Origin of the sequence: Pedobacter sp. BS3, assembly GCF_008274585.1 — a bacterium.
GTDB lineage: Bacteria > Bacteroidota > Bacteroidia > Sphingobacteriales > Sphingobacteriaceae > Hufsiella_A.
The window spans coordinates 29,630-51,232 of the sequence record NZ_VTRT01000008.1; the positions used below are offsets into that span (position 1 = coordinate 29,630).

At 39.6% G+C, this 21,603-nt stretch carries 15 protein-coding genes; all 15 read right to left on the reverse strand.

Translation table 11 applies throughout. The features are described from left to right. Window positions 1-5: 5 nt before the first annotated feature. Entirely contained in the window at window positions 6-2,597 is a 2,592-nt protein-coding gene (locus FW774_RS17945; RefSeq protein WP_149349603.1) for a right-handed parallel beta-helix repeat-containing protein, read from the reverse strand. 73 nt (window positions 2,598-2,670) lie between these two features. Further along, window positions 2,671-3,873 (reverse strand): AGE family epimerase/isomerase, encoded by a 1,203-nt coding sequence (locus tag FW774_RS17950; RefSeq protein WP_149349604.1) that lies wholly within the window; start codon window positions 3,871-3,873, stop codon window positions 2,671-2,673. An 8-nt stretch (window positions 3,874-3,881) separates the two neighbouring features. Next, a complete protein-coding gene (locus FW774_RS17955) occupies window positions 3,882-5,354 on the reverse strand; it encodes a sodium:solute symporter family protein (protein WP_149349605.1) in 1,473 nt (490 codons plus the stop codon). Window positions 5,355-5,398: 44 nt separating this feature from the next. After that, window positions 5,399-6,457 (reverse strand): Gfo/Idh/MocA family protein, encoded by a 1,059-nt coding sequence (locus FW774_RS17960; RefSeq protein WP_149349606.1) that lies wholly within the window; start codon window positions 6,455-6,457, stop codon window positions 5,399-5,401. Between the two features lie 195 nt (window positions 6,458-6,652). Then, window positions 6,653-8,074 (reverse strand): L-serine ammonia-lyase, encoded by a 1,422-nt coding sequence (locus FW774_RS17965; protein WP_149349607.1) that lies wholly within the window; start codon window positions 8,072-8,074, stop codon window positions 6,653-6,655. A gap of 29 nt (window positions 8,075-8,103) precedes the next feature. Then, a complete protein-coding gene (locus FW774_RS17970) occupies window positions 8,104-10,458 on the reverse strand; it encodes a TonB-dependent receptor (RefSeq protein ID WP_149349608.1) in 2,355 nt (784 codons plus the stop codon). A 10-nt stretch (window positions 10,459-10,468) separates the two neighbouring features. After that, on the reverse strand, window positions 10,469-10,849 hold the full coding sequence (locus tag FW774_RS17975; RefSeq protein ID WP_149349609.1) for a c-type cytochrome: 381 nt from the start codon (window positions 10,847-10,849) through the stop codon (window positions 10,469-10,471). A 38-nt stretch (window positions 10,850-10,887) separates the two neighbouring features. Continuing rightward, window positions 10,888-12,384: a PQQ-dependent sugar dehydrogenase gene (locus tag FW774_RS17980; RefSeq protein WP_149349610.1), complete on the reverse strand. Its 1,497-nt coding sequence runs from the start codon at window positions 12,382-12,384 to the stop codon at window positions 10,888-10,890. 7 nt (window positions 12,385-12,391) lie between these two features. Further along, window positions 12,392-13,543: a plastocyanin/azurin family copper-binding protein gene (locus FW774_RS17985; protein WP_410522750.1), complete on the reverse strand. Its 1,152-nt coding sequence runs from the start codon at window positions 13,541-13,543 to the stop codon at window positions 12,392-12,394. Window positions 13,544-13,555: 12 nt separating this feature from the next. Then, window positions 13,556-14,854 (reverse strand): enolase C-terminal domain-like protein, encoded by a 1,299-nt coding sequence (locus FW774_RS17990; protein WP_149349611.1) that lies wholly within the window; start codon window positions 14,852-14,854, stop codon window positions 13,556-13,558. 20 nt (window positions 14,855-14,874) lie between these two features. After that, window positions 14,875-15,945, reverse strand: coding sequence for a dihydrodipicolinate synthase family protein (locus tag FW774_RS17995; RefSeq protein ID WP_149349612.1), 1,071 nt, complete (start codon window positions 15,943-15,945; stop codon window positions 14,875-14,877). Between the two features lie 7 nt (window positions 15,946-15,952). After that, the gene (locus FW774_RS18000; protein WP_149349613.1) at window positions 15,953-16,969 is read right to left on the reverse strand and encodes an NAD-dependent epimerase/dehydratase family protein; all 1,017 of its coding nucleotides are present in this window, start codon (window positions 16,967-16,969) and stop codon (window positions 15,953-15,955) included. Window positions 16,970-16,982: 13 nt separating this feature from the next. Beyond that, the gene (locus FW774_RS18005; protein WP_242457873.1) at window positions 16,983-18,248 is read right to left on the reverse strand and encodes an Nramp family divalent metal transporter; all 1,266 of its coding nucleotides are present in this window, start codon (window positions 18,246-18,248) and stop codon (window positions 16,983-16,985) included. Window positions 18,249-18,323: 75 nt separating this feature from the next. Further along, the gene (locus FW774_RS18010; protein WP_149349614.1) at window positions 18,324-20,687 is read right to left on the reverse strand and encodes a hypothetical protein; all 2,364 of its coding nucleotides are present in this window, start codon (window positions 20,685-20,687) and stop codon (window positions 18,324-18,326) included. Window positions 20,688-20,728: 41 nt separating this feature from the next. Beyond that, window positions 20,729-21,397 carry an alpha/beta hydrolase gene (locus FW774_RS18015; RefSeq protein WP_187774947.1) on the reverse strand — a complete coding sequence of 223 codons (669 nt, stop codon included), beginning with the start codon at window positions 21,395-21,397 and terminating at the stop codon, window positions 20,729-20,731. Window positions 21,398-21,603 lie beyond the last annotated feature (206 nt).

Sequence of the window (21,603 nt, forward strand, 5' to 3'; positions counted from 1 at the left end):
TTATATTATTTAAAAAATCTTACACTTTGTTTCCGGTTACCGGCTATTAAAGAAGCTATATAAATTCCGCTATTTAGGTTAGCCGGCAAGGTTACAGTTGTTTGGCCCCGGTTTAAACTTATGTTAGCTTCAGCTAATTTGCAACCCATAATATCGTATATAAAAATTTGTCCGGACATTATTCCATCAGCATAAATTGTTGCTATAAGATGGTTATCTACGGTAGCATATATATTGAACCCATTATGTTTTAAACCTGCATTAATAGCTATTATTTTACCGGTGAATGTAGTTGTTCCATCCATATCAACCTGCTGTAACCGGTAATAATTAACTCCCTGAACGTAATTATCATCTATAAATGAATAGTTATGCCTCTTGTCAGAATTTCCGGCCCCTGTTACGTTGCCTATCTTGTTAAAAACTGCGCCGTCAGTTGATTGCAGTATGTTAAAACGTAAATTATTCTGTTCAGAAACCGTTACCCAGTTTAACCTGATGCCTTTGTCAGATAAAATTCCTTCAAAAGAAACCAGGCTTACCGGAAGAGCTGCACTGGCAAAACCCATCCGGATACTACCCAAGGTGGCTGTAGCCGAGTTATCCTGAATTACGTTTGTTTCGCTATTTGTACCATGTAGCATGAAACTATTTATTACAGTACCCGTTGTAAGCTGGTTTGCAGGTAAGCCCGTTGTGTTTAACTTTACTCCATCTGCCCATATATCATAAGTTCGTGGAGTTACTATATATTCTATACCGTCTCGAACATAGATATGATCAACCGCTGAATTATTACAGTAAATCTCTATATTATACAGTTGCCCACGTTTGAAAAAAGTATTATTTATTTCAGTGTATGAAGCATTACCTGTTTCTTCCGTTTTTTTTCTGTACTGAAAACTAATGCGGGACGGATTACTTGTTTTTATCTCCCAACGGAAGGCGTTAAAGATTTCCGGATTTGAAGTGTTGCCGGTAGCCGTCAGGGTACTGGCATTGCTAAACATGCCGGCACTGCCAGGGGTACTGTTATTGCCTAATATCGCTGTCCAAATAGCACGTGTACTTGTACTATCATTAAACTCAATAGTAAAAAACAGACTGGCAACGGCCGATGTTCCATTAATATCATACATGGAAAATTTTGCCGGGTTGCCTGAGCCGGAAGCATTGATCTTCAACGTTGAATAACCGGGATCTGCATCTTGTAACGTAAAAATGGCGTTTGAACTGGGATAACCGACCCTGGTTACACCTCCGCCGTCAACTGTTGGAATATAGGGCAAAAAACCGGGTGAACTTTGAGTAGATGTTGAATTAATGCCAACTGTTAACGGCGGTGTGCCTGTAAACACTTTACCCATATTGCCTGTGCCTGCCCCTAAGTTGTATGCCAGGCTTGTATTTTCGTTTTTCCATGTACCCGGGGTAGTGTTGGATGTAAGCTCCCAAGATAATGGAGTTGCGCTGGTATTTACCGTAGCTGTTATGTCGCCAATACCGGTCCAACCTTTTGATACTGCCCCATAGGCTGTTTTACTACTCATGGTCACTTTATAGGTTAATGAGCCGAATGTGTTATTATAAATCCTGACCTCATCGGTATTAATCTTAAAATTACCAAGCAACAAGCTTTTCTTTTGTACAGTTGTTCCTGATGTTAGAACAGCGCCTTCTGCCGCCGTTAACAGGTAGTTGCATCCTACGGGATCAAAGCCCTGACTTAAAAATCCAATAGGATATGAAATATTGCCGAAGCTATTTCCTGTAAAGGCATAATGTGTTGCAAAGGTTTCATCACCCGGATCAACATCATTAAAAAGCGGCATATTAATAAAGTAATAATCAGGGAAACCGCTGTTGCGAATAAATGTGCTTCCTTTTACGACGCCATAATCGCAATTATCTCTAAACCGCACATAATCGCCTGTGCAATCCTCAAAATGGCAATCTATAATGCTGATATGGTGACAATCGTAAGCATTATAAATCATGTGCGAACCACTATTTAAACCAATTCGCTTAAACGTACAGTTTTTATAGGTAACGTAGCTCGTGCCTCCGTATGAGCAACCTGTTGCACCATAAACAATGCCACGCACATCTGTCCAGGTACAAGCTTCTATTAATATATTTTTAGTGAAATTTCCGGTGCTGCCCGATGTTGTTATACGTAGCACATAATTAATGCCTCCATTACCGGTAAAGTTAAAGTTTCTAACAGTGATATTCCTTGAATTACGGATATCTACCATTACCGGTTGTGTTGCATAACCAGTTGGAATTGTAAATATGGTATTTGTTCCATCACCCTGAAGCAATAAGGCATGTTGACCGTTCCCCATGCTTTCCAATACCAAAGGGGTCTCGGTATATGCACGCCTGTAATCTCCGGCCAGGAAATTAACTGTTACATCATCGTGCCGTAACAATAATTGCACATCCGACCAAAAAGCTGCATTCAGAAAATCTGCCGCATTTATTGCCGATAGTCCGTTACCGCTACCCAGAGTGGCGGGCGCAACATACCGCACAAGCTGCCCATAACCCATGTACGGGATCAGCAAACTCAGCCATAAGCATAATCTTTTCATTGTATTGTATTTTAGGTTAAAGACTGTTTGTCCTGATGTAAAACGATATGTATTACCCGCAATTATTTAACCATCACACTTCTCTTATCATGCGCTCAAGCTGCGTAATTCCAAGCATTAAAAACCGTGGGTGATGATAATTTTCAATGCGTGTCCCTTCTTCCTGAAAAGTCATTTTTCTATCGCCACCAATATTCCAGAGCGCATATCCATACTTTTTAAGCGGATAATTATTTATAACATAAGTATATACTTTATCAAACCACCGGTAAGCCCATGCATCGCTACTGTGAGATATCAAAAGCAAAAGACCAACCAGCACTTCATGTTGCGCCCATAACACTTTCTCTAACAGCCATTTATTTTGTTCAACACTCTCTAAACAATGAAAAACACCACCATAAACATCATCCCATGCAACTTCTACGTGACGTTTAAACAAAGCCGATGATTGGTCGAAAAGCGTACAATCTTTACGTCTGATAGCTTCGTCCATTATCATCCACAGCGCTTCAATAGCGTGACCGATATAAACAAATTGTGATAAAGAGCCGTCCGGAATACTCAAGTCATGGTTCAGAAATTCGATCATCAAGTTAAACTCTTTATTGAGATGCTTATTCAACAAGGCTTCAATACACCTGTCGGTCAAAGTTTTGATCTGCTCATCCGGCTGCTGTTTTAACAAACTGGTAGATAAATTTAACAGTATCATCCAATGCCCTAAAACCCGGGCTGCTTTGATAGTTGGCACATCTGATCGATAGTCAAAATCATACACATAATTCTCACTGTCATATATCTCAACACATCGAAGTATAATTTCTTTGGCTTTATCTGTATACTCTTCTTTTCCTGTTGCCTGGGCATATTCTATGAATCCCCCGGCAATAAACAGATTTCCATATATATCGGGAGTATGCTCATCAAGCAATTCCCCCGTGCGGGTGTACGACCAGGGCCAGAACGGCTCATCAGGTAATTTAATTTTCATTACTAGCTCTACTGTTTTCTGAACGATATCTAAGTACTTGATATTTTTGTCGATATGGTTATATAGAAATGAATAAACCCAGATTCCCCGACCGTCAAACCAGGTACGTTTATTGGTTGTTATGTTGTTCCCTGCCCTATCGGTATTACACATAAATCCACCATATTCATGATCGATAATATATTGATCCATAAATGGCAAAAAATCATCAAATAGATATTTTTTGTATTGCTCTAATAATTCGCCGGGAGTTAAACCCGCTAATTTGGGTAGCAGCTGCATATTCTGTTCTATTTATCGCTGTTTAATGACATCAGTAACTTATCTGCCTCAGGCTTAAGTGTGGCTTTAGAAAGCATGCCCCAACCAATATAAATAATCATAGATGTTATAATGGGTGCCGATATATCCAGAGCAAGGCTTTCGGTATTCAGGAATTTAGTTATAACAAAGGTTAATAAGCCTCCGAAAATAGACAGCAAGGCTGCCCGACTATCACAATGCTTAAAAGTTGGTAACAAACCGAATATCATTGGAACTGCTGTTGGACCAACCAAAGCTGCAAACCAGGAAATAATCAGTCCGAATACACCACCAAATGATTTTGATTGCAGCGCAATAATGATGGTTACGAGGATAAAAAGAAAAGTGGTTACACGAGCTATCAGCAACATTTTCCTGCTGCTATAGAATTTCACTTTTTTATATACTATAGGTAAAATATCGCGGGTTATAACTGCTGATATAGTATTGGCATCAGCTGCAGTCATTGCCAATGTATTACCAAACATGGAGGCCAATAATAAGCCAATAAGGCCGTGGGGTAGAAACCGCATGGCCAGCAAGGGATAGGATTTAGTAGGGTCTGATAGGTTTTCTAAAAAAATTGGTGCAGCAAACATCGGGAAGAATAATACAAGTGGCCATATCAGGTACAACAGCATGGATAACATGGCTGCTTTACGGGCTTCGGAGCCCGACGAGGATGATATAAACCGCGTTGCCAGATGCCATGTGCCGCCACTATAACTGAAGAAGCTTACAATCATATATGAAACGGCAAATCCAAATGTATAAGGTGAATTGAATAACGCTGAATGTGATGACGGCAGTTTATCCCACATGGTAAAGATACCATTCGCCCCGTCACCTAACTCCAATAAAACCATTATCAACATTAATATTCCGGCAACAAACTGAATGAGGAAAGAGGCTAAATCATTAACCACATCAGCCCATAGGCCGCCCATCGTTATATAAACCATGCTTACGGCACCCACAATTAAAATACCTGTGATAATAGGCAGACCAGTAAATGCATTAATTAAAATACCTATTGCTGCCCACTTTGCGCCTACATCAAATATTTTTATTAATACTCCGCTCCAGGCCATAACTTGCTGGGTTGGCAGGTTATAACGTAATGATAGATATTCTGTTGGCGATTGAATGCCTGCCTTGGAACGAAGCCGGGCCCAGCGGGGAGCGATAATAAATGTAGTGCCAATCATGGCTAAAGCAATACTTAATGCCCACCAGATATACAATGCAAAACCATGAGTATAAGCTATTGCTGCATAAGCTACAAATACAGCTCCGCTATACCCCGAAACATGATGTGAAACTCCTGACAGCCACCAGGGTAATTTACCACCTGCGGTATAAAAGTCGGCTGACGATTTAATACGGCTGTATCCCCACAAGCCCATAGCTATGAGGATAAAAAAGTATACGGCTAATACAATGTAATCTATTCTTTCCATTAAGTTTACTGATAATAATTTATGTTAATTAATGATTTTATTATTTATAGTGGTAACCGAATTGGTTGCCCGATTTGTGCACTTTTATATATGGCAAGGATAATTTCTACAGATTTACGCCCATCGAATTCATCGACTAAAGGTTTTCTACCTGTACGAATAGCCTGAATCATATCTTCTATTTGTTCCAGATGTCCCATATAACTAATTGATAACGGATTGGAGACGCCACCTTCTGAAGCATTTGACAATGAGGCTGCCCTGATTTCTTCATCGTCATTGGCCGGATATTCAAATTGCCACTGAATGATATTATCGTTTTCTACAATGGCTGTTCCCTCAGTTCCCATGATCTCCAATCTCTTAAGTGTACCGGGATATACCGCTGTTGAACATTCAATAGTGCCTAAAGCTCCATTAGTAAATCTAAGTAATGCTATGGCTGTATCTTCCACCTCAATGGATGTATGCTTAATATTGCCTGTATAAGCAAATACTGATTCTACCGGCCCCATACACCATTGTAATATATCTACTACATGAATGGCCTGATTCATTAAAGCACCACCGCCATCCAGGCCCCATGTTCCCCGCCATTTTCCTGAACGGTAATATTCAGCACTCCGGTTCCATTTTACATAAGCGCTACCCATAACCATTTTTCCAAAGCGACCAGCATCAATAGCTTTTTTTAAATGATTGTTACCCGGATAAAAACGGCTTGGAAAAACAGCTGATATAATAACATGATTTAATTGTGCGGCATGGATTAGCTTATCAATTTTATCTAACGTTACCTCCAGAGGTTTTTCAATCAAGCAATGTTTTCCAGCTGTAATTGCCTTTAAAGCTGATTCTAAATGCGCTCCCGAAGGCGTACATATGCATACAATATCTAATTCTTCTATTTTAAGCAAATCATCTATTGAAGAACAAGCTTTACAATGGTATTGCAAAGCAAATACCTCGGCTTTAGCCGGAGTTATATTATATACACCTAACAGTTTTGCACTAGTAACAGCTTGAATAGCCTGTGCATGAATACTCGCTATTGCCCCGGTACCAATTATTGCAAAGCCAAACACCTTGTTGTATTCTTTCATAATCCTTTTGCATTTATCTGCTAAAATCCCATTTAATTACGCATCGGTAACGTACCCGAAAATAAACAAAAAAAACCTATAAACAAGAATTTATATTTAGTTGGGGAAATAATTTATTAAAAAACACTATGTGTCATATACTTCTTTTTTTGCCTGTACGCGGATAAATTAATTTACCAATACGCACCGCATTTATCAGCATTCCGGCAAACTTACCGGTATGGTAACCGCCAAACCTCCATCGGATGTTTCCTTATATTTAATGCTCATATCTTTTGCAGTTTCCCACATGGCTTTTATTACGCCATCTAACGTAACTCTTGCATTTTGAGAATTAGTTTGTAAAGCAAGCTGAGAGGCAGTAATAGCTTTAATAGCTCCCATTGCATTACGCTCAATACAGGGAATCTGTACCAGACCCGCTATCGGATCGCAAGTTAGCCCCAGATGATGCTCCATAGCAATTTCCGCTGCCATTAATACCTGCTGCTGCGAGCCTCCTAAGCATTCGGTCAACGCAGCTGCAGCCATTGCCGATGACACTCCAATTTCTGCCTGACACCCGCCCATAGCAGCCGAGATCGTCGCTCCTTTTTTAAAGAGACTGCCAATTTCAGACGCAGTTAGCATAAATCGTATTATACGATCAATATGAATGCCTTTATTGCAAAAAATTATATCATAGAATAATACTGCCGGTATAACGCCAGCAGCTCCATTTGTTGGTGCAGTAACTACACGCCCAAAAGCGGCGTTCTCTTCATTAACCGCCAGAGCAAAGCAGCTCACCCAATCCAGGATATATTGAAACTTATTACCCGCCTTTCTGATTGCGGTTAACCAGCTATTAAAATCCGTATACTGAGTGGTATTAATAAGGTCTTTATTAATGGAAGCAGCACGGCGTATTACATTTAAACCACCGGGTAATATACCCTCTGTATGACAGCCCCTGTATACACATTCATTCATTACCCGGAATATGTTTAAGACTCCTTCACGAATATCTGTTTCAGAACGCCAGGCCAACTCATTACGCATAATAATATCAGAAACTTTTAAACCCGACTGCAAACACCAATTTAACAGATCATCGGCGGTATGAATAGGAAATGGCAATGTAACTTCAGTATTTAGAGAGGTTTTCTCATCAGGATTTATCACAAAACCACCGCCAATTGAATAATATGTTTGTGACAGGGCTTTTCCGTTCTGAAGAAAAGCCTGAAAGGTAACAGCATTAGGATGAAACGACAACTCCTCTTCAAATAGAAAGCAAATATCATCTGACGCAAACGTAATTTCTTTAAGTCCTCCAAGAAGTAATTGATGTGAGGTATAAATCTGCTGTACCTTTGAATTAATCCCGGATGTATCAAAGGTAACTGGATCATAACCGCTCAAGCCCAATAGCACGGCTATATCTGTTCCGTGCCCCCTACCGGTTTTGGCTAATGAACCGTATAGTAAAATCTTAACCTGCTCAACACTTTCTAATGCCCGTTTTTGTCCAAGCCATACAACAAATTGTTGTGCAGCCCGCCATGGGCCAAGAGTATGAGAACTGGAAGGACCTATACCTATTTTAAAAATATCAAATACAGATATTTGTGTCATTGTTAACTAAATTTATTATTAACAGCTGTTTAATAATTAAAAAATAATTTTACCGAAATACCATACGTACGGGGGTTACCTAAATGCACAGCCCCGAAATCATAAGCATAATCAGCATATTTTTTATTCAGAATATTACTTCCCCAAAAAAACACTTCAGTCTTTGATATCGTAATACCTGTTCTGACATTAATTAAACCATAACCTTTTTGCGCTATCGTATTAGCCATATCAAAAAACTGCTTCCCCAAATATTTCCATTCGCCATGTATTATTAGTTTCATTTTATCAGAAAGCCCATAGGTATCTTTCAATGCCAGTACCGATGTTATGATCGGTGTAAATAATTGTCGTTTGCCCTTTCGTGTAGATATTGAGCTGCCCATCGGGATGGCTGAGTTTTTATAGCGTGCATGTGTATAGCCGAAATTATATAGCAATTCAACATTTTTGAACGGAGTTGAAGACAACTCTACCTCAACTCCTTTACTGTTTAGCTTTCCTACGTTCTGGGTAATTACAACAGCATCAGGTAAAACTAATACCGGCAGTTGTGCATCGACTACACTGGTGAAAAAAAATGCAGTATTTAGTTTTAACCGGTTGTTCAAAAAGACATGTTTTGAACCTATTTCAAAATTATTACTATGTTCTGGTTTATAAGTATGTAACGGTAATTGTGCAGGATCTGAGGTTAACTGCGATATACCACCAGCACGAAAGCCACGATTATAAGCTGCATAAATGTGATGATTATGATTGATATGATATATGACACTGGCTTTGGGCAATAATGCATTAAAACTGACACCCGATGAAGTATCTGCCTGTGTAAGCATTGTCTCCTCTCCTTCCATCCGGGCTTCGCCCCGGACATACTGTGTTTTATATTCATTATCATACCTTAATCCTAAACTACAATCAAGCTTTGGTATAATACTATAGGTAAGGTCGCCAAAAAACGCCAGTCCAAAACTATTTGATTTGTTGGTATTAATACTTGTATAACCCGGATATGGAGCACCAACCAACGCTGCATCATCCCCAAAATGTGTACCTTGCTTTACGGGACTATACTGATAAAAAGAATAAGCGCCTAATGTCCACTTAACAGAAGATGATGCCGGCGAAGTAAAGCTGACTTCCTGAGTTAACACCTGTGCTTTATTCCATTTTCTGCCATAGTTGTTCACAATGGTAATTCCATCAATCGAAGAAAAGTCACCGTCTATAGGTTTGGTATAATAGCGATAATTGTATTGATAGGCGGTTTGTGAATTAAATATAACCCCGGCTCCAACATAACGAACGGTTAATGATGAATTAAATACGTTGTCTTTGAGCAACGTTAAAGCATTCTGATTTAATTGAAAAGGACTGTTAAGAGCAGTTATCATTCCACTAACCAGTGGAAATGCTCCATGATTACGATTGATTACATGTTTTATGTTTAAGGTGTAAGACCATTGCGGACCGGCCAATAACTTAAGGTAATAATTCCCCGAATAGCTACTCTGCCTGTCAAATCTCGAGTTATTATATTGATTAGTATAGAATCCGCCTTGTTTATCGTAGAGTCCGGCCACACCCCAAAAAAGTTTATTTTTTATGAGTGGAGATCGAAAGCTAAAACTATAACGTTGTAAACCGTAATTCCCCAGGTCAAGTCCAACATATCCTTCTGTCCTGTCTCCTGGTTGTTTGGTGATTATATTAATTACTCCGCCCATTGCATTTCTGCCGTACAATGTACCTTGTGGCCCTCTTAAAACTTCAATACGTTCTACGTCTTGTAATTGTGCAATATAAGTATCTAATCCAAACTGGTTTACTCCGTCAATATAAGTAGCAACCGCCTGATCATACGAAGTGGTGGCTATACCACGTATAGAAGTAACATTTCTGTAATCGCCGGAGCTTGATGAATACAGATTGGGAACTATTGCAGTGATATCTTTGATATCCCATAACTTATAATTATTAATTTGCTCTGAAGTAAGCGTAGTAATACTAACAGGTAATCGCTGCATTTCTTCATCTCTTTTTTGCGCCGTTACCAATACTTCGCTTAATGCCACATTTGCATCCTTTAAAACAATTGTCAATGGCTCATTCTTATCTTGCACTTTTACTGATCGGTACACTGTTGTATATCCTACAGCACTTACCTGAAATATGTAACTGCCTTTAACAATATCTTTTATGTTGAAATTGCCTAAGCTATCTGTTATGATATTTATCGTTGTATTGAGAATATATAAAGCAGCGCCGGAGATCGGCAGAGATTTATCATTCAAAACCAGTCCCTTAACAACAACCTGTTGTGCATTTATGGAGAAGCACCTGGTAAATAATAAAACAAACAGGTATACTACTTTCTTCATTCCAGTTGCTTTATTTCTTATCTAAAGAAAGGATATACCTTACTATTTTCTTGGCATCAATAACGGAAATTGAGGCATGAGGAGCCATTGGGATACTTCCCCATACACCGCTTCCACCTTTAATAATTTTATCGGCCAACATAGTAATATTGGAATTTGTTGCAGTATATTTTTTTGCAATATCTACATAAGCCGGGCCTACTAATTTCTCCTGGATTTTATGACATGCAAAACAATCTGCTTTTGCAATCAGTGCTTTTCCTTCTTCAATTCCGATGGTTGAAGTGCTTTGTATAGGATTTACTTTAGTAGTTTTAGGTTCTCCTTTCTGAGCGTACAGGTTGTGGCTCACAAAAACAATTAAGCATGCAAGAATTTTTCTGGTAATCATTTTATAAATAATGTGTTACTAATTGGTTAACATTAAAGTTATTTTGATGGCAGCAGCTTATTAAGTGTATAACAAATCAGGGTATTGGCCAATGGCATGCCACTATTGCTTTTAATTTTATCAAGATTTAATTCATAAATGAACCCGGGTTCCAGGGTCTCTAATTCTAATGATACTTTTTTATGGTCGGCAGATAATTTTACACGCTTTACAGGAATGTTTGCCAATCCAAATTGCTTAGAACCATATTCTTTACGATACTCGTAATAATAATGACGAAACGTATAATTTTCAGGTTTAAGAGCCTCTGTTGAATCTACAGGCTGAGTAAACGTGAGATTAAAACCATCTGCCGTAAGATTCATTGAATAAATATCCATTGGCAGCACACCGGTGTACGTTATATGCTGAATACCTTCATCCCCAAGCCATCCATGCGAGTTCTGACCTACCCATAGGCTTCCATCCGGTGCAAAGGCCAAACGGTTATTCCCTTTGCGCAATCCCTGATTATCTATAAACGGAATGCAGGCTCCCTGCAATTCCCCTCCAACTTTCTCCAGCATTACTCTTACAATGCGTTCCCGGTTCATTTCGCCTACTAAGAATTGCCCTGAAAATGGCCCGAACTTTCCCTTAGTATCATCGATTACTGGCTGTGTAGGCGAGTTTGCTATAATGCCATGTGGAAATAATACGGAAGCTTTAGTACGCATGTTATCCAGCTCTGCAACCGGGACAGCAAACGGCGATCCTTTATTCCAGTCTTTTTGCCAAACCAGGCTGGCGGGATGCCCGTAAAACTTACCTTCCTGAACGTGATAAAATGTACTGGTCCCCAGCCAATCTCCCTGGTTATCTGTAGCAAATAAATTACCTTGAAGGTCAAACCCTATTCCATTAGGAGAACGAAATCCTGAAGCAAAAGGATGCAATTTTCCGTCGGGAGTTAACTTCATAATCCAGCCACGGTAAGGTACCGCAGAAAACATTTGCTTACGTCCGTCATCACCATCACGACCCAACAGGTTAATTTTTCCACGCACCTCTTTTCGTATTCTTCCTGCAGAAGATGACGCATTCAAGGCAATATATAAATTACCTTTTTTATCACTTACAGGCCCATAATTAAACTCGTGGTAATTTCCTGATATACCAAAATCGTCGGTAACTTTCTCGTATAGGTCAGCCTCTCCATCGCCATTGGTATCTTTAATCCTGGTTAATTCAGGCCTTTGCATAATCAACAATTCGGAGTTACTAATTACCAGTATCCCCAAAGGGTCGTGCAAACCTTCCGCAAACAGTTTCCATTCCCTGATTTGCGGATTATAAATCATCACTTCACCCCTTGTAAAACAGGCAACCAGATTCCCGTTAGGTAAAAAAGCTAACCCTCCTACTTCACTGGTTAACCCGGCCGGCATCTCAATATTCTCTACAATATATGAGCTTACAGGAACCTGTTTATAGGGTACCGCCTCAACAAACAGACAAAAACATAATAATGCACCCAAAATTTGCTTATTTATCATCGTGTTATTATTTTTTCTTTGGAATTATCATCACAATAGTAAATTCTCTGGCCTGTTTGGCTGTTAGCTTTAGTTTACCATTTTCCCATTCGCCGACAGATGAATGATAGATCACTTCTTGCTCAGAGCCTGAGACAAACCAAACTGCCTGATGCACTTTGGGAATTTTAAACGTGCGTACTAAGCCACTCCCATCCATCTTTGGAGCTATCAATTCATACACATCCAAACCATTTAGGGTATAATGAAATTCCGGATACCTGTTAATTAGCCTGTATCCTTTATAATCTACTTTTGGAATAGCATCAGCATATTTTACCCGCAACGGATAAGCTGTTGTATCTTTAAAGAAGATACTGCCAACAACATTGGCAAGAGCATCGCCTTTCCCTTTCCATAAATCTGAATTATCCAGAAAACCACCTTTCCAGGCAAATCTCAAACGGCAGGTGCCTGCATCCCAACAGTAAGATAAGTCTCTTGGCAGGCTAACTGCTATAGCAGCCGGGCTTGCTCCGTTAATAAACACGCGATATAGGTATGGCGCTAACGGTGTATATGGATGCAAAGGCTTATTCATTTCATGGTGGTCCTGATGCATATTCTGTACAGGCTTGTTCGCTGCAACAGGCTCTGCCTGTCGTCTACCGGGTGGTATATGCGTATCATTTCTAATATCCGGCAAATTGGCATTAGTAGTTACATACATAGCACCATACATGATATAGCCATGTCCCGGGTACGTACACACATAAGGATAAATACCACCTTTCTCTGGCGCTGTAATGTCTAATACCTTAGTTTGCTCCGGCGCTGTAACCGGAATAGCCCACATTACTTTTGATGATTTGGGAATATAATTCATCTCCGGCCCTTTATCGCCTAATTGCAGCGCAGCATTAACCACATCTTCACGTGCATCAGGTTGGGTTATTACCAGATTATGATCCATATCATCCGTATTAGAAAAAACTATTTTGACTTTAGCGCCGGGATTAACTTTAAATCTTGGTAAGCTAAATTGCAATCCTGTTAATACATGAATGGATACAATGGTTGTATCTTGAGCACTGACCTGCAGAACCAGGCCTGATAACACTATAAAAGAAATCAAACCCTTATTTAAGAGATTGCACATCTGACGCTGCCAATATACCATCAATTTCATATTTTAAAACTTAGTAGTAAACATTCCCTGGTAATGTGATGACTGCTTAAATATTCCTCCGTTGTCTAAATAAAAACTTTCATCCAATTCAAATATGCCGTTCTTTACTTTTGTCCACGAAGCATTTGCGCAAGGGTGATAATTCATCATAGTTTGCCAGTTACTGTAATTCATATCACCATTTATTTCCATCAATCCCATTTCAATACCCGGAAAAGGGGCTAAACGGGAGGCCATATTTTTATTCCAGTCTATTAATATAGGGTTAACCGTTAAATCGGCGCATAAACATGGTACATTATGTTTATGTGCCAACTGGGCCAGCTTTAATGATAAACTTAATGTTTTAGCAATACTTTTTAATACTAAAGCACTATAACCCTGTTGCAATCGTTTTAATGCACTGGCTTCATCATGAATGCTTTCATCGCCTGCTATTCTCACTTCAATGTCAGATACATCTTCATCGTAATCTTCTTCAAACGGTTCCTCATATAACAAAATCTGGTCAAACGCTTCTATTTTTTTAGCATGCTCCAAATAGCTGAGTATACTCTCCTTAGTCTTATATCTGCCATTGGCATCCATCGTGTAAAGTAATCTGCCGTTGGATGTCTGGTGAGTACGCATATCCTTTAATGCGCAATGTATCTGCGTAAGTCTATCCTTATCTCTCTCCAGCATTTCATTCGGTGATCCCGGGTATCCGGTTTTAATTTTAAAAATAAAATAACCTTGCTGCGCTGCCCGTTGTATCTCAGCAACAGGCATATCATAAGAGACCTGATAGATTACTCCTATTTTGTTATTGCGATGAGATAACGTATAGCCATAAGGTTCCGGGAGCATCGAGTGAAAATCTGAGTAATTATTTTCGGCAGCATATAACATCCAGGCGGCATTATCAATGCTTACCAACGCATTGTAAATAAAATTTACATGTAAATCTGGTTTACCGGTTATCCTTTTAGCTGAATTTATAGTTTCGGGCAGCAGGTTGTCCAATAGCTCAACAGGATTAGTAAATGTGCTCTTCCCAACCAATTTCAATACCTCACTAACCAGCGCATACATTAATGCATTACCCCCGGCCTCAGAGTAAGTTGTAAATAGTTTAGCATCTCCATACAGAACGCTTTGCGTGGCCAGACCTATTTTATTGATACCTGAGTCTGACTCCAGTTTTGACACAATCTGCCATAATTCTGTAAGATAATTACCTTTAAAGCCAAAAGGTCGCACCAGTTTCTCCCGTTCAAAATTTGAATCAGTGCGAAGAATCTGTATCTTTTTAATACTCATTGATAGTATTGCTTCGTATTTTAAACCTTGACCGGATTTTCACTGCGAAGCCATTCTGCTACAAAAGCATCATCTGTAAGATGTGGATAAGCTGAGCATACACGATCTATTTCTTCCATCTGCCCTGCAGAAAGCTCTTCCTGCGGATTTAAACACCAGCGCCCGTCTAATAGCCCCTGCCTGCGTAGTACCTCATGAATACCCGGGATGCAGCCATGAAAACTGTGCGCCGAATCAAATATGGCCGCGTTCATATCTGTAACCTGAATTCCTTTGGTAAGCAGATCTGCCATATCGCCCCTGCCAGAGGCTTTGCAGTTCTTAATTTCTTTTAATAGCTGTACAGCGGCATGGGTCCATACCGCCCAATGACCTAATAAACCGCCAACAAATTCTTTTTCTACCGTTTTACCATTTATTGTAAAACGATAGGTTGTTAACAAATCAGCAATAATATTATCATCATTACCGGTATACAACGCAATTTCGTTGCTACGACTTGAATGACACACGGCCCTTACTACGTCCAGGGTTTGATAACGGTTAAAGGCGGCTACCTTTATGGCCTCAATATTGGCAATTTCGGCAAATTCAAGCCAGAAGTCATAGCTAAAAATTCTCCCCCCGACACTGGGTTGCAGATAAAAGCCAAATACCGGAATTACAGCTGCAACGGCACGCACCCGGTCAAGTATTTGTTGTTCTGTCCAATTTTGTAGGCCACCCATGCTAAGCAAACCCAGATCGTAATTATATTTAATTGCAAGTTCAGCTTCCTTAACAGCCTGTTCTGTTGGTCCACAAATACCGGCAACCTTAATAAAAGGATATAACAATTGTGCTTTCTCTACTTCTTCAGCAGCCAGCATTAATACGGTTTCATACAGATTCACTTTAGGGTCCCTGATTTCAAACTGTGTACTATGTACACCTACTGCTATTCCACCCGCTTCTGCGGCTATGTAATAACGGGTTAATCTACGCTGGTGGGCTTCATCAAGCCTGCGCTTTTCATTCAGTGCCAACGGATGAGCAGGTATCACTGTACCGGCGTGCAGTAGATCTCTTTTGTTCTTTCTTAATGCTTGCATTATCATATTAAAACTTACCCTTTCTTTCCTGAAAATGTGTCGGCTTATTTAGAATTTCACCCCCTTGTTGCAACCATGCAGCTATCAATTCTATCATTTGCCGAACGCTTACCCTTGGGTATCCAAATAAACGATGCGCCTCTGAAGCATTATTTAGTAGCGCTGTTGGTTGTACCTCGTTTTCAAATACGGGCTCTTTTTCAAATATTAACCCAAATTGCTCCGCAAGCCACTTTACCGATAGTGTTTCAGGACCGGTTACATTTAGTATTTTAGCCGGCACATCGCAATGTTTTAAAGCCCTGATAGCTATTTCATTGGCATCACCCTGCCAGATTACATTGACATTACCTGTTGTTAAATCAATTGGCTTACCTTCTAATACAGATTTTGCAATTTCAAGTAATACACCATAGCGCAAATCAATGGCATAATTGAGCCGGTAAATCAACGTAGGAATATTGTAAGTTTGAGAGAAGTATTGAAAAATCCGTTCTCTGCCCAGGCAAGATTGGCCATATTCACCTATCGGCGATACCGGGTAATCTTCTGATGGCCCGCCTGATGTAACAGAGACAAAAGGATATACATTTCCGGTTGAAAAAGCCACAATTCTGGAGTTTTTATACCGTTCTGCCACCCGGCCAGGTAAATAGGCGTTCATGGCCCAGGTAAAAGCTTCTTTACCGGTCGTTCCAAACTTATTACCTGCCAGATAAAGCACATTTGATGCATCAGGTAAGGCGGCAAGGTGTTTTTCATTAAGCAGATCGGCAACAATGGTTTCAATCCCGTTAGCTTCTAATTCAGCCTTTGTCTCTGCATCTGAAAAGCGGGATACACCGATAATACGTTTACTTGTACCAGCCTTAGCTGTAGCCTGACGGGCCAGCTTAGCCATAGCAGGCCCCATTTTTCCACCTACACCCAGAATAATAATATCGCCCTCAATATCGCAAATATCGGCAACAAGCGCATCTGATGGTTTTAACAGTTCCTGTTCTAATACTTCTAATTCAGTCATCTTAAATTTATTATTAAAAAAATAGTTCCTTAACATTAATAGCGGCCAATAATATGAGGATGATAAGCCCCAGGAAACCAAATATTTTTACGGTAACAGTGCTCGTGTGTTTTCCCATAATTGCGGTATCATTAGCAATGGCAAACATGGTTATTCCAATAAATGGTACAATAAGAATGGTAATACTTTGAGCCAGAATAATAAGCTCAAGCGGAAGTTTACCAAAGATAATAGCTATAGCCGCACCAATACACATAACCGCCGCAATAAGATACTTAACCTTTTTTGAATTAAGCTGGTTCCCAAAACCAACGGCGTCGCCTAATAATGTACCACCTAATGAAGCGTTGCCAACAAGTGCAGAAAAGGAAGCCCCAAATAAACCACATAAAAAGAGTTTAGCTGCATTTTTACCGAAAAGTGGCTCTAATGCTTTGGCCATGTCTGTGGCGCTGTTCAATTTTATACCCTTAGGAAATAAAACTGTAGCCGCACAAAGCAAAACAATGGTAGCCATTATCCCCAATATGATAATCCCGGTAAGGCTGTCTGTGCTTGATTGCTTTACTTTGGGGTTAATGCGTTTTCTCTCCTGAACAAGATAGGATTGATAAAATGCCCCTACTACTGAAAAGCTCGAGGCAATAAAAGCAATGATAAGTTCCAAAGAATGGTCGGGAATCAGGGGAACAAAGCCCGGCAGAACGGTATATAGAACCGGTTCTACCCGTACTACAGTGGTAGTAAACGCTATAAGCATCAGCCCTACAAGAAGCATCATTATTTTCTCGAGGGTTTTATAAAATCCTTTAAAAAACAATAACCCAATTGCGACGATGTTGAAAATCACGATCCATTGTACAGGCGATGTTTGCGTTAATTCTCCGATAGCAATACCGATGCCGATTGAATTGCCTGCCTGAAATGAGGCTGCTACCATAAAAATCCCTATGCCGATAGCAACCGAAACCCGCTTTCCCCATTTTTGCCGGATGGTGGTTAATAATGACTGATTAGTTGCAATGCCAATTCTTGCCGACATAGAGGTAAAAACCGCCATAAAAAATATAGCTACCACAATAACCCATAACAAGGTATACCCATATTCGGCCCCCAACTTGGAAGCTATGGTTATTTTACTTGGGCCGAAAACCAGAGCTGCAGTTATAATTCCAGGACCTAAAGAAAGAAACCACTTTCTGATTTTATGAAATATATCTGATTTTAGATTACCCTTATGATGGCCCATGCTTTTTACCTGAACTGATTCCGTTTTCATTAGTGATTATCAAAAATTTACAATATTGTTTACGTACCCGGTTAAAATCTAAATAGATTTATGCATGACTATCAATTATAAAACAACTTCAGGTTCAAGCTCATGATGACATTTCAACATAACAATAAATTGTTGCTTAAGCGCAATATGCTTGCTCTTGTAATAGTTTAGCAGATCACGGCCTAAAATTGTATTTAAGTGATTAAAACGTACTTTTTTGTTAACCTGGACAAAACCTATGTGATCGGCTAATTCAGGTTTCAACACACCGCTCACAACCGGAGCATGCAATGTACAATTCGTAAAGAATGTTCCTAAACTTGCAGATAAGCTATAAAAAATTGTATTAGCATCTTTAATTACGGGCTGAAATAAACAACTAGCGAATGTAAGCCGACCAGGCATTTCATTTTTTAAACTGCCAGTTAGCCGTGATACACTGCAATGTTCTATAGAAATAGCTGCGATATTGCCACCAAAATCGGCATTCAGGCCCTTACAATCTCTTATATAGATTTCCGGATATAAGGCATATTCATCTTTATACTTTTCACCCTTTTTATTGCGGATACTGATATGCAGCCTTTCATTTTCATCCGGTTCTTCCAATTGTACATTATCAAATACCATACGAACGTTGGATTCAAACCTCACGCCATCATAATGCCCTTTGCGACCAATATCATAGCCCTGCGGATCTGGTATTGTTAATAGCCGGACTCCCCTTGTTCTTCCTTCGACTAACACATTTCTAAATACTATATCACGTGGAAAAAAAAGACGTTGTCCCTGCTTCATCCTGGAGAAATCAGGAATGTGCATTAGCCACAACGATTTGTTAGCATCAGTTACAGCATTATAATCAATAATCAGGTTTTCTACCGTAATAGAACGTCCAAACCCTATTGGATATTTATAGTTAAAATCCATTGGATTAAAATCCAGAAAAGCGGTTTCTGCGGCAGTAGCCGGAATAAACCGGCAATTATAAATCCGGATAGGTCCATCCCATTTTGAACCAAAATCCCGACGGAAATTTATAAAGCTTCTGCTGTAGCAGGACGTATTTTCGAGTAACAATTCGCCACCACCGGTTACTGAAATCCCCCTATATCCTATTTCAGAATCTTTAATATGTAAGTTCCAGCAATGAAAATGTACATCCACACGATTTAAACGGCAATTCTGTACTTTAAAGTTTTTGTTCAGATTTGTTCCAAATACCCCCCAATGTACCGGTCCACCTTCGGCGGTAACATTGCGAAAAAGACCGTTCAGCATCCGGGCTGCACTTATGCCATACGTACCGGCGGGTACATCGTGCACTGTCCCTTCCCTGTCCTGCTCAAACGGAATGAGATGTACATTTTCCAGGGTAAAATCAAATACTTTAGAGATGGCATAAAAACCGCCACGCGGACTTGATGCCACATCGGCTTTACCTTGCTCTAAACCAATATACTGGTTACGAATAATTGTACGACTACGGTTAATACCAAATCCGCACTTGAGATAGGTTTTGCCCGGACTGTTTCCTGATAGATAAAACGTTCCACCATCAATTATAAGATAATTATCGTCTGCCGGATAAGCTGTTAAGCTGGTGTAATTCTTAAACTCCCAGGCAATATCGCCTATTATTTCACCATGTTCGGCTACATAAAACAGTTCTTCCCTGGCCCAGGATTGCCCTGTAAACTTTGCTCCTGACCGGAATCCTATACGATCATTATTATCAGCAACAATAATCAGTGAATTTTTGTATGGTGCAAGCTCCGGGATACGCTTAGTACCGGGCTTTAACACTGCCAGAAAATTCTTTCTGTCCGTATCGTTAAGCTGTATGGTAACTGGTGTTTTTTTACTGTTTATCTGAAACCGTGGTAATTTACTATTAAAGGCCTCATTTATATGAAAGATAGTACTTCCCCATTGCACATTATTCAATATTGGAATATTACCGGTTTTTTCAATCCAGTATTCACCACTAAGATTTATTACAGGGATATTTTTTGTATTAGCGTAGGTATGAGCCTGCTTTATCTGGACACCATCATCGTTTTTTCCATCACCAACAGCCCCGAACATTTTATAGTTTACACTGCTTACATTGATCAATACTGCACTTAGATTGTTATCCAAACTTAGTTCTGCACCGTCAGATTCTTTTTGTTTCCGAACAACATATTCAGTTGCACCACCATCGCCAACGGTATAATAACCTAAAGTACGTACCAAAGTACCCTCCCGTAATGAAATATCTTGTTTTAACTCATTAACAGTATGATATAATTTATATACCACCTTATCGGTATGAACCAAAACATTAGTTCTCTCTGAAAAAGCCGCCGCCGGTGTAACGGATAAAGAAGTAATACCAAGTACTTTGAGTGCTTTACGCCGGTTGAAAAAATTGCCAGTCTTGTTATTTTGTTCCATACTGATTCTGTTTCTATACTATATCACGGCTCAACAAACTATTAAAGTTTTTGTAAGAATGAAACTAATTCCCCCATTCTCTCATTGGTTATCAGGTCATATCTGGCATGCCCTTTCCCTTTCATTATATGTATTTCCGTTTTAGAATTTCCTATTTCATCCATACGCTTTTTTAATGCATACGCATAGTCAATGTGGATGAGTTTATCCTCATCGCCATGAAATATCAACAATGGAGGAGCACCTTTTTTTATTACATCTGAAGTTTCCAACCCTCCCCACAAGTCAACAACCGCCTTAATCTTCAGTATATTTTGGTTCGAGGCATAAGCTGTATACAATGCAGTTATAGCTCCGGCAGAACCACCGGAAATTACTATTGAAGATGAATTTAAATTATGGGCTTTAGTATGTTGTTTTATCCACGCTAATGCCATTTGAGCATCCTCAGAAGCGATTTTAATAGCCTTTTCAAGCGCAGGGTTAAATTTCCCATCCGACGGAAGGCCTTTTGACATATTTGCACTACAACTGGCTCCAGGTATTTTATGATGCTTTAAATACAACCGGTAATTAATTGAAACTACTGCATAGCCGAAAGAAGCCAGTTTAGAACAGAACGCCTCTGTCCCCTTTTTATCGCCACCGCTAAAACCACCGCCATGAATAAACAGGTATACGGGTAATGTTCCTTTAACAATAACAGGCATATACAAATCAAGTGTCCTGTCAGATGAGGTATCACTACCTATAGAATCTGGCCGGACAGCATATCGTATATTTCGGTAAATATTTACTTCTCTCCTGTTTTTTACTGCTACCTTTAAAGATTGTATGCCCGGATGGGCAGAAGAAACAGGTGTACAAAGAGCCAGCACTACTAAGCATATATAATATCTCATGACCTACTTTTTAA

Excerpts from the sequence above, each read along its gene's own strand:
- FW774_RS17945 (WP_149349603.1), bottom strand. The coding sequence starts at position 2,597 with ATGAAAAGATTATGCTTATGGCTGAGTTTGCTGATCCCGTACATGGGT.
- FW774_RS17950 (WP_149349604.1), bottom strand. The coding sequence starts at position 3,873 with ATGCAGCTGCTACCCAAATTAGCGGGTTTAACTCCCGGCGAATTATTA.
- FW774_RS17955 (WP_149349605.1), bottom strand. The coding sequence starts at position 5,354 with ATGGAAAGAATAGATTACATTGTATTAGCCGTATACTTTTTTATCCTC.
- FW774_RS17960 (WP_149349606.1), bottom strand. The coding sequence starts at position 6,457 with ATGAAAGAATACAACAAGGTGTTTGGCTTTGCAATAATTGGTACCGGG.
- FW774_RS17965 (WP_149349607.1), bottom strand. The coding sequence starts at position 8,074 with ATGACACAAATATCTGTATTTGATATTTTTAAAATAGGTATAGGTCCT.
- FW774_RS17970 (WP_149349608.1), bottom strand. The coding sequence starts at position 10,458 with ATGAAGAAAGTAGTATACCTGTTTGTTTTATTATTTACCAGGTGCTTC.
- FW774_RS17975 (WP_149349609.1), bottom strand. The coding sequence starts at position 10,849 with ATGATTACCAGAAAAATTCTTGCATGCTTAATTGTTTTTGTGAGCCAC.
- FW774_RS17980 (WP_149349610.1), bottom strand. The coding sequence starts at position 12,384 with ATGATAAATAAGCAAATTTTGGGTGCATTATTATGTTTTTGTCTGTTT.
- FW774_RS17985 (WP_410522750.1), bottom strand. The coding sequence starts at position 13,543 with ATGGTATATTGGCAGCGTCAGATGTGCAATCTCTTAAATAAGGGTTTG.
- FW774_RS17990 (WP_149349611.1), bottom strand. The coding sequence starts at position 14,854 with ATGAGTATTAAAAAGATACAGATTCTTCGCACTGATTCAAATTTTGAA.
- FW774_RS17995 (WP_149349612.1), bottom strand. The coding sequence starts at position 15,945 with ATGCAAGCATTAAGAAAGAACAAAAGAGATCTACTGCACGCCGGTACA.
- FW774_RS18000 (WP_149349613.1), bottom strand. The coding sequence starts at position 16,969 with ATGACTGAATTAGAAGTATTAGAACAGGAACTGTTAAAACCATCAGAT.
- FW774_RS18005 (WP_242457873.1), bottom strand. The coding sequence starts at position 18,248 with ATGAAAACGGAATCAGTTCAGGTAAAAAGCATGGGCCATCATAAGGGT.
- FW774_RS18010 (WP_149349614.1), bottom strand. The coding sequence starts at position 20,687 with ATGGAACAAAATAACAAGACTGGCAATTTTTTCAACCGGCGTAAAGCA.
- FW774_RS18015 (WP_187774947.1), bottom strand. The coding sequence starts at position 21,397 with ATGCCTGTTATTGTTAAAGGAACATTACCCGTATACCTGTTTATTCAT.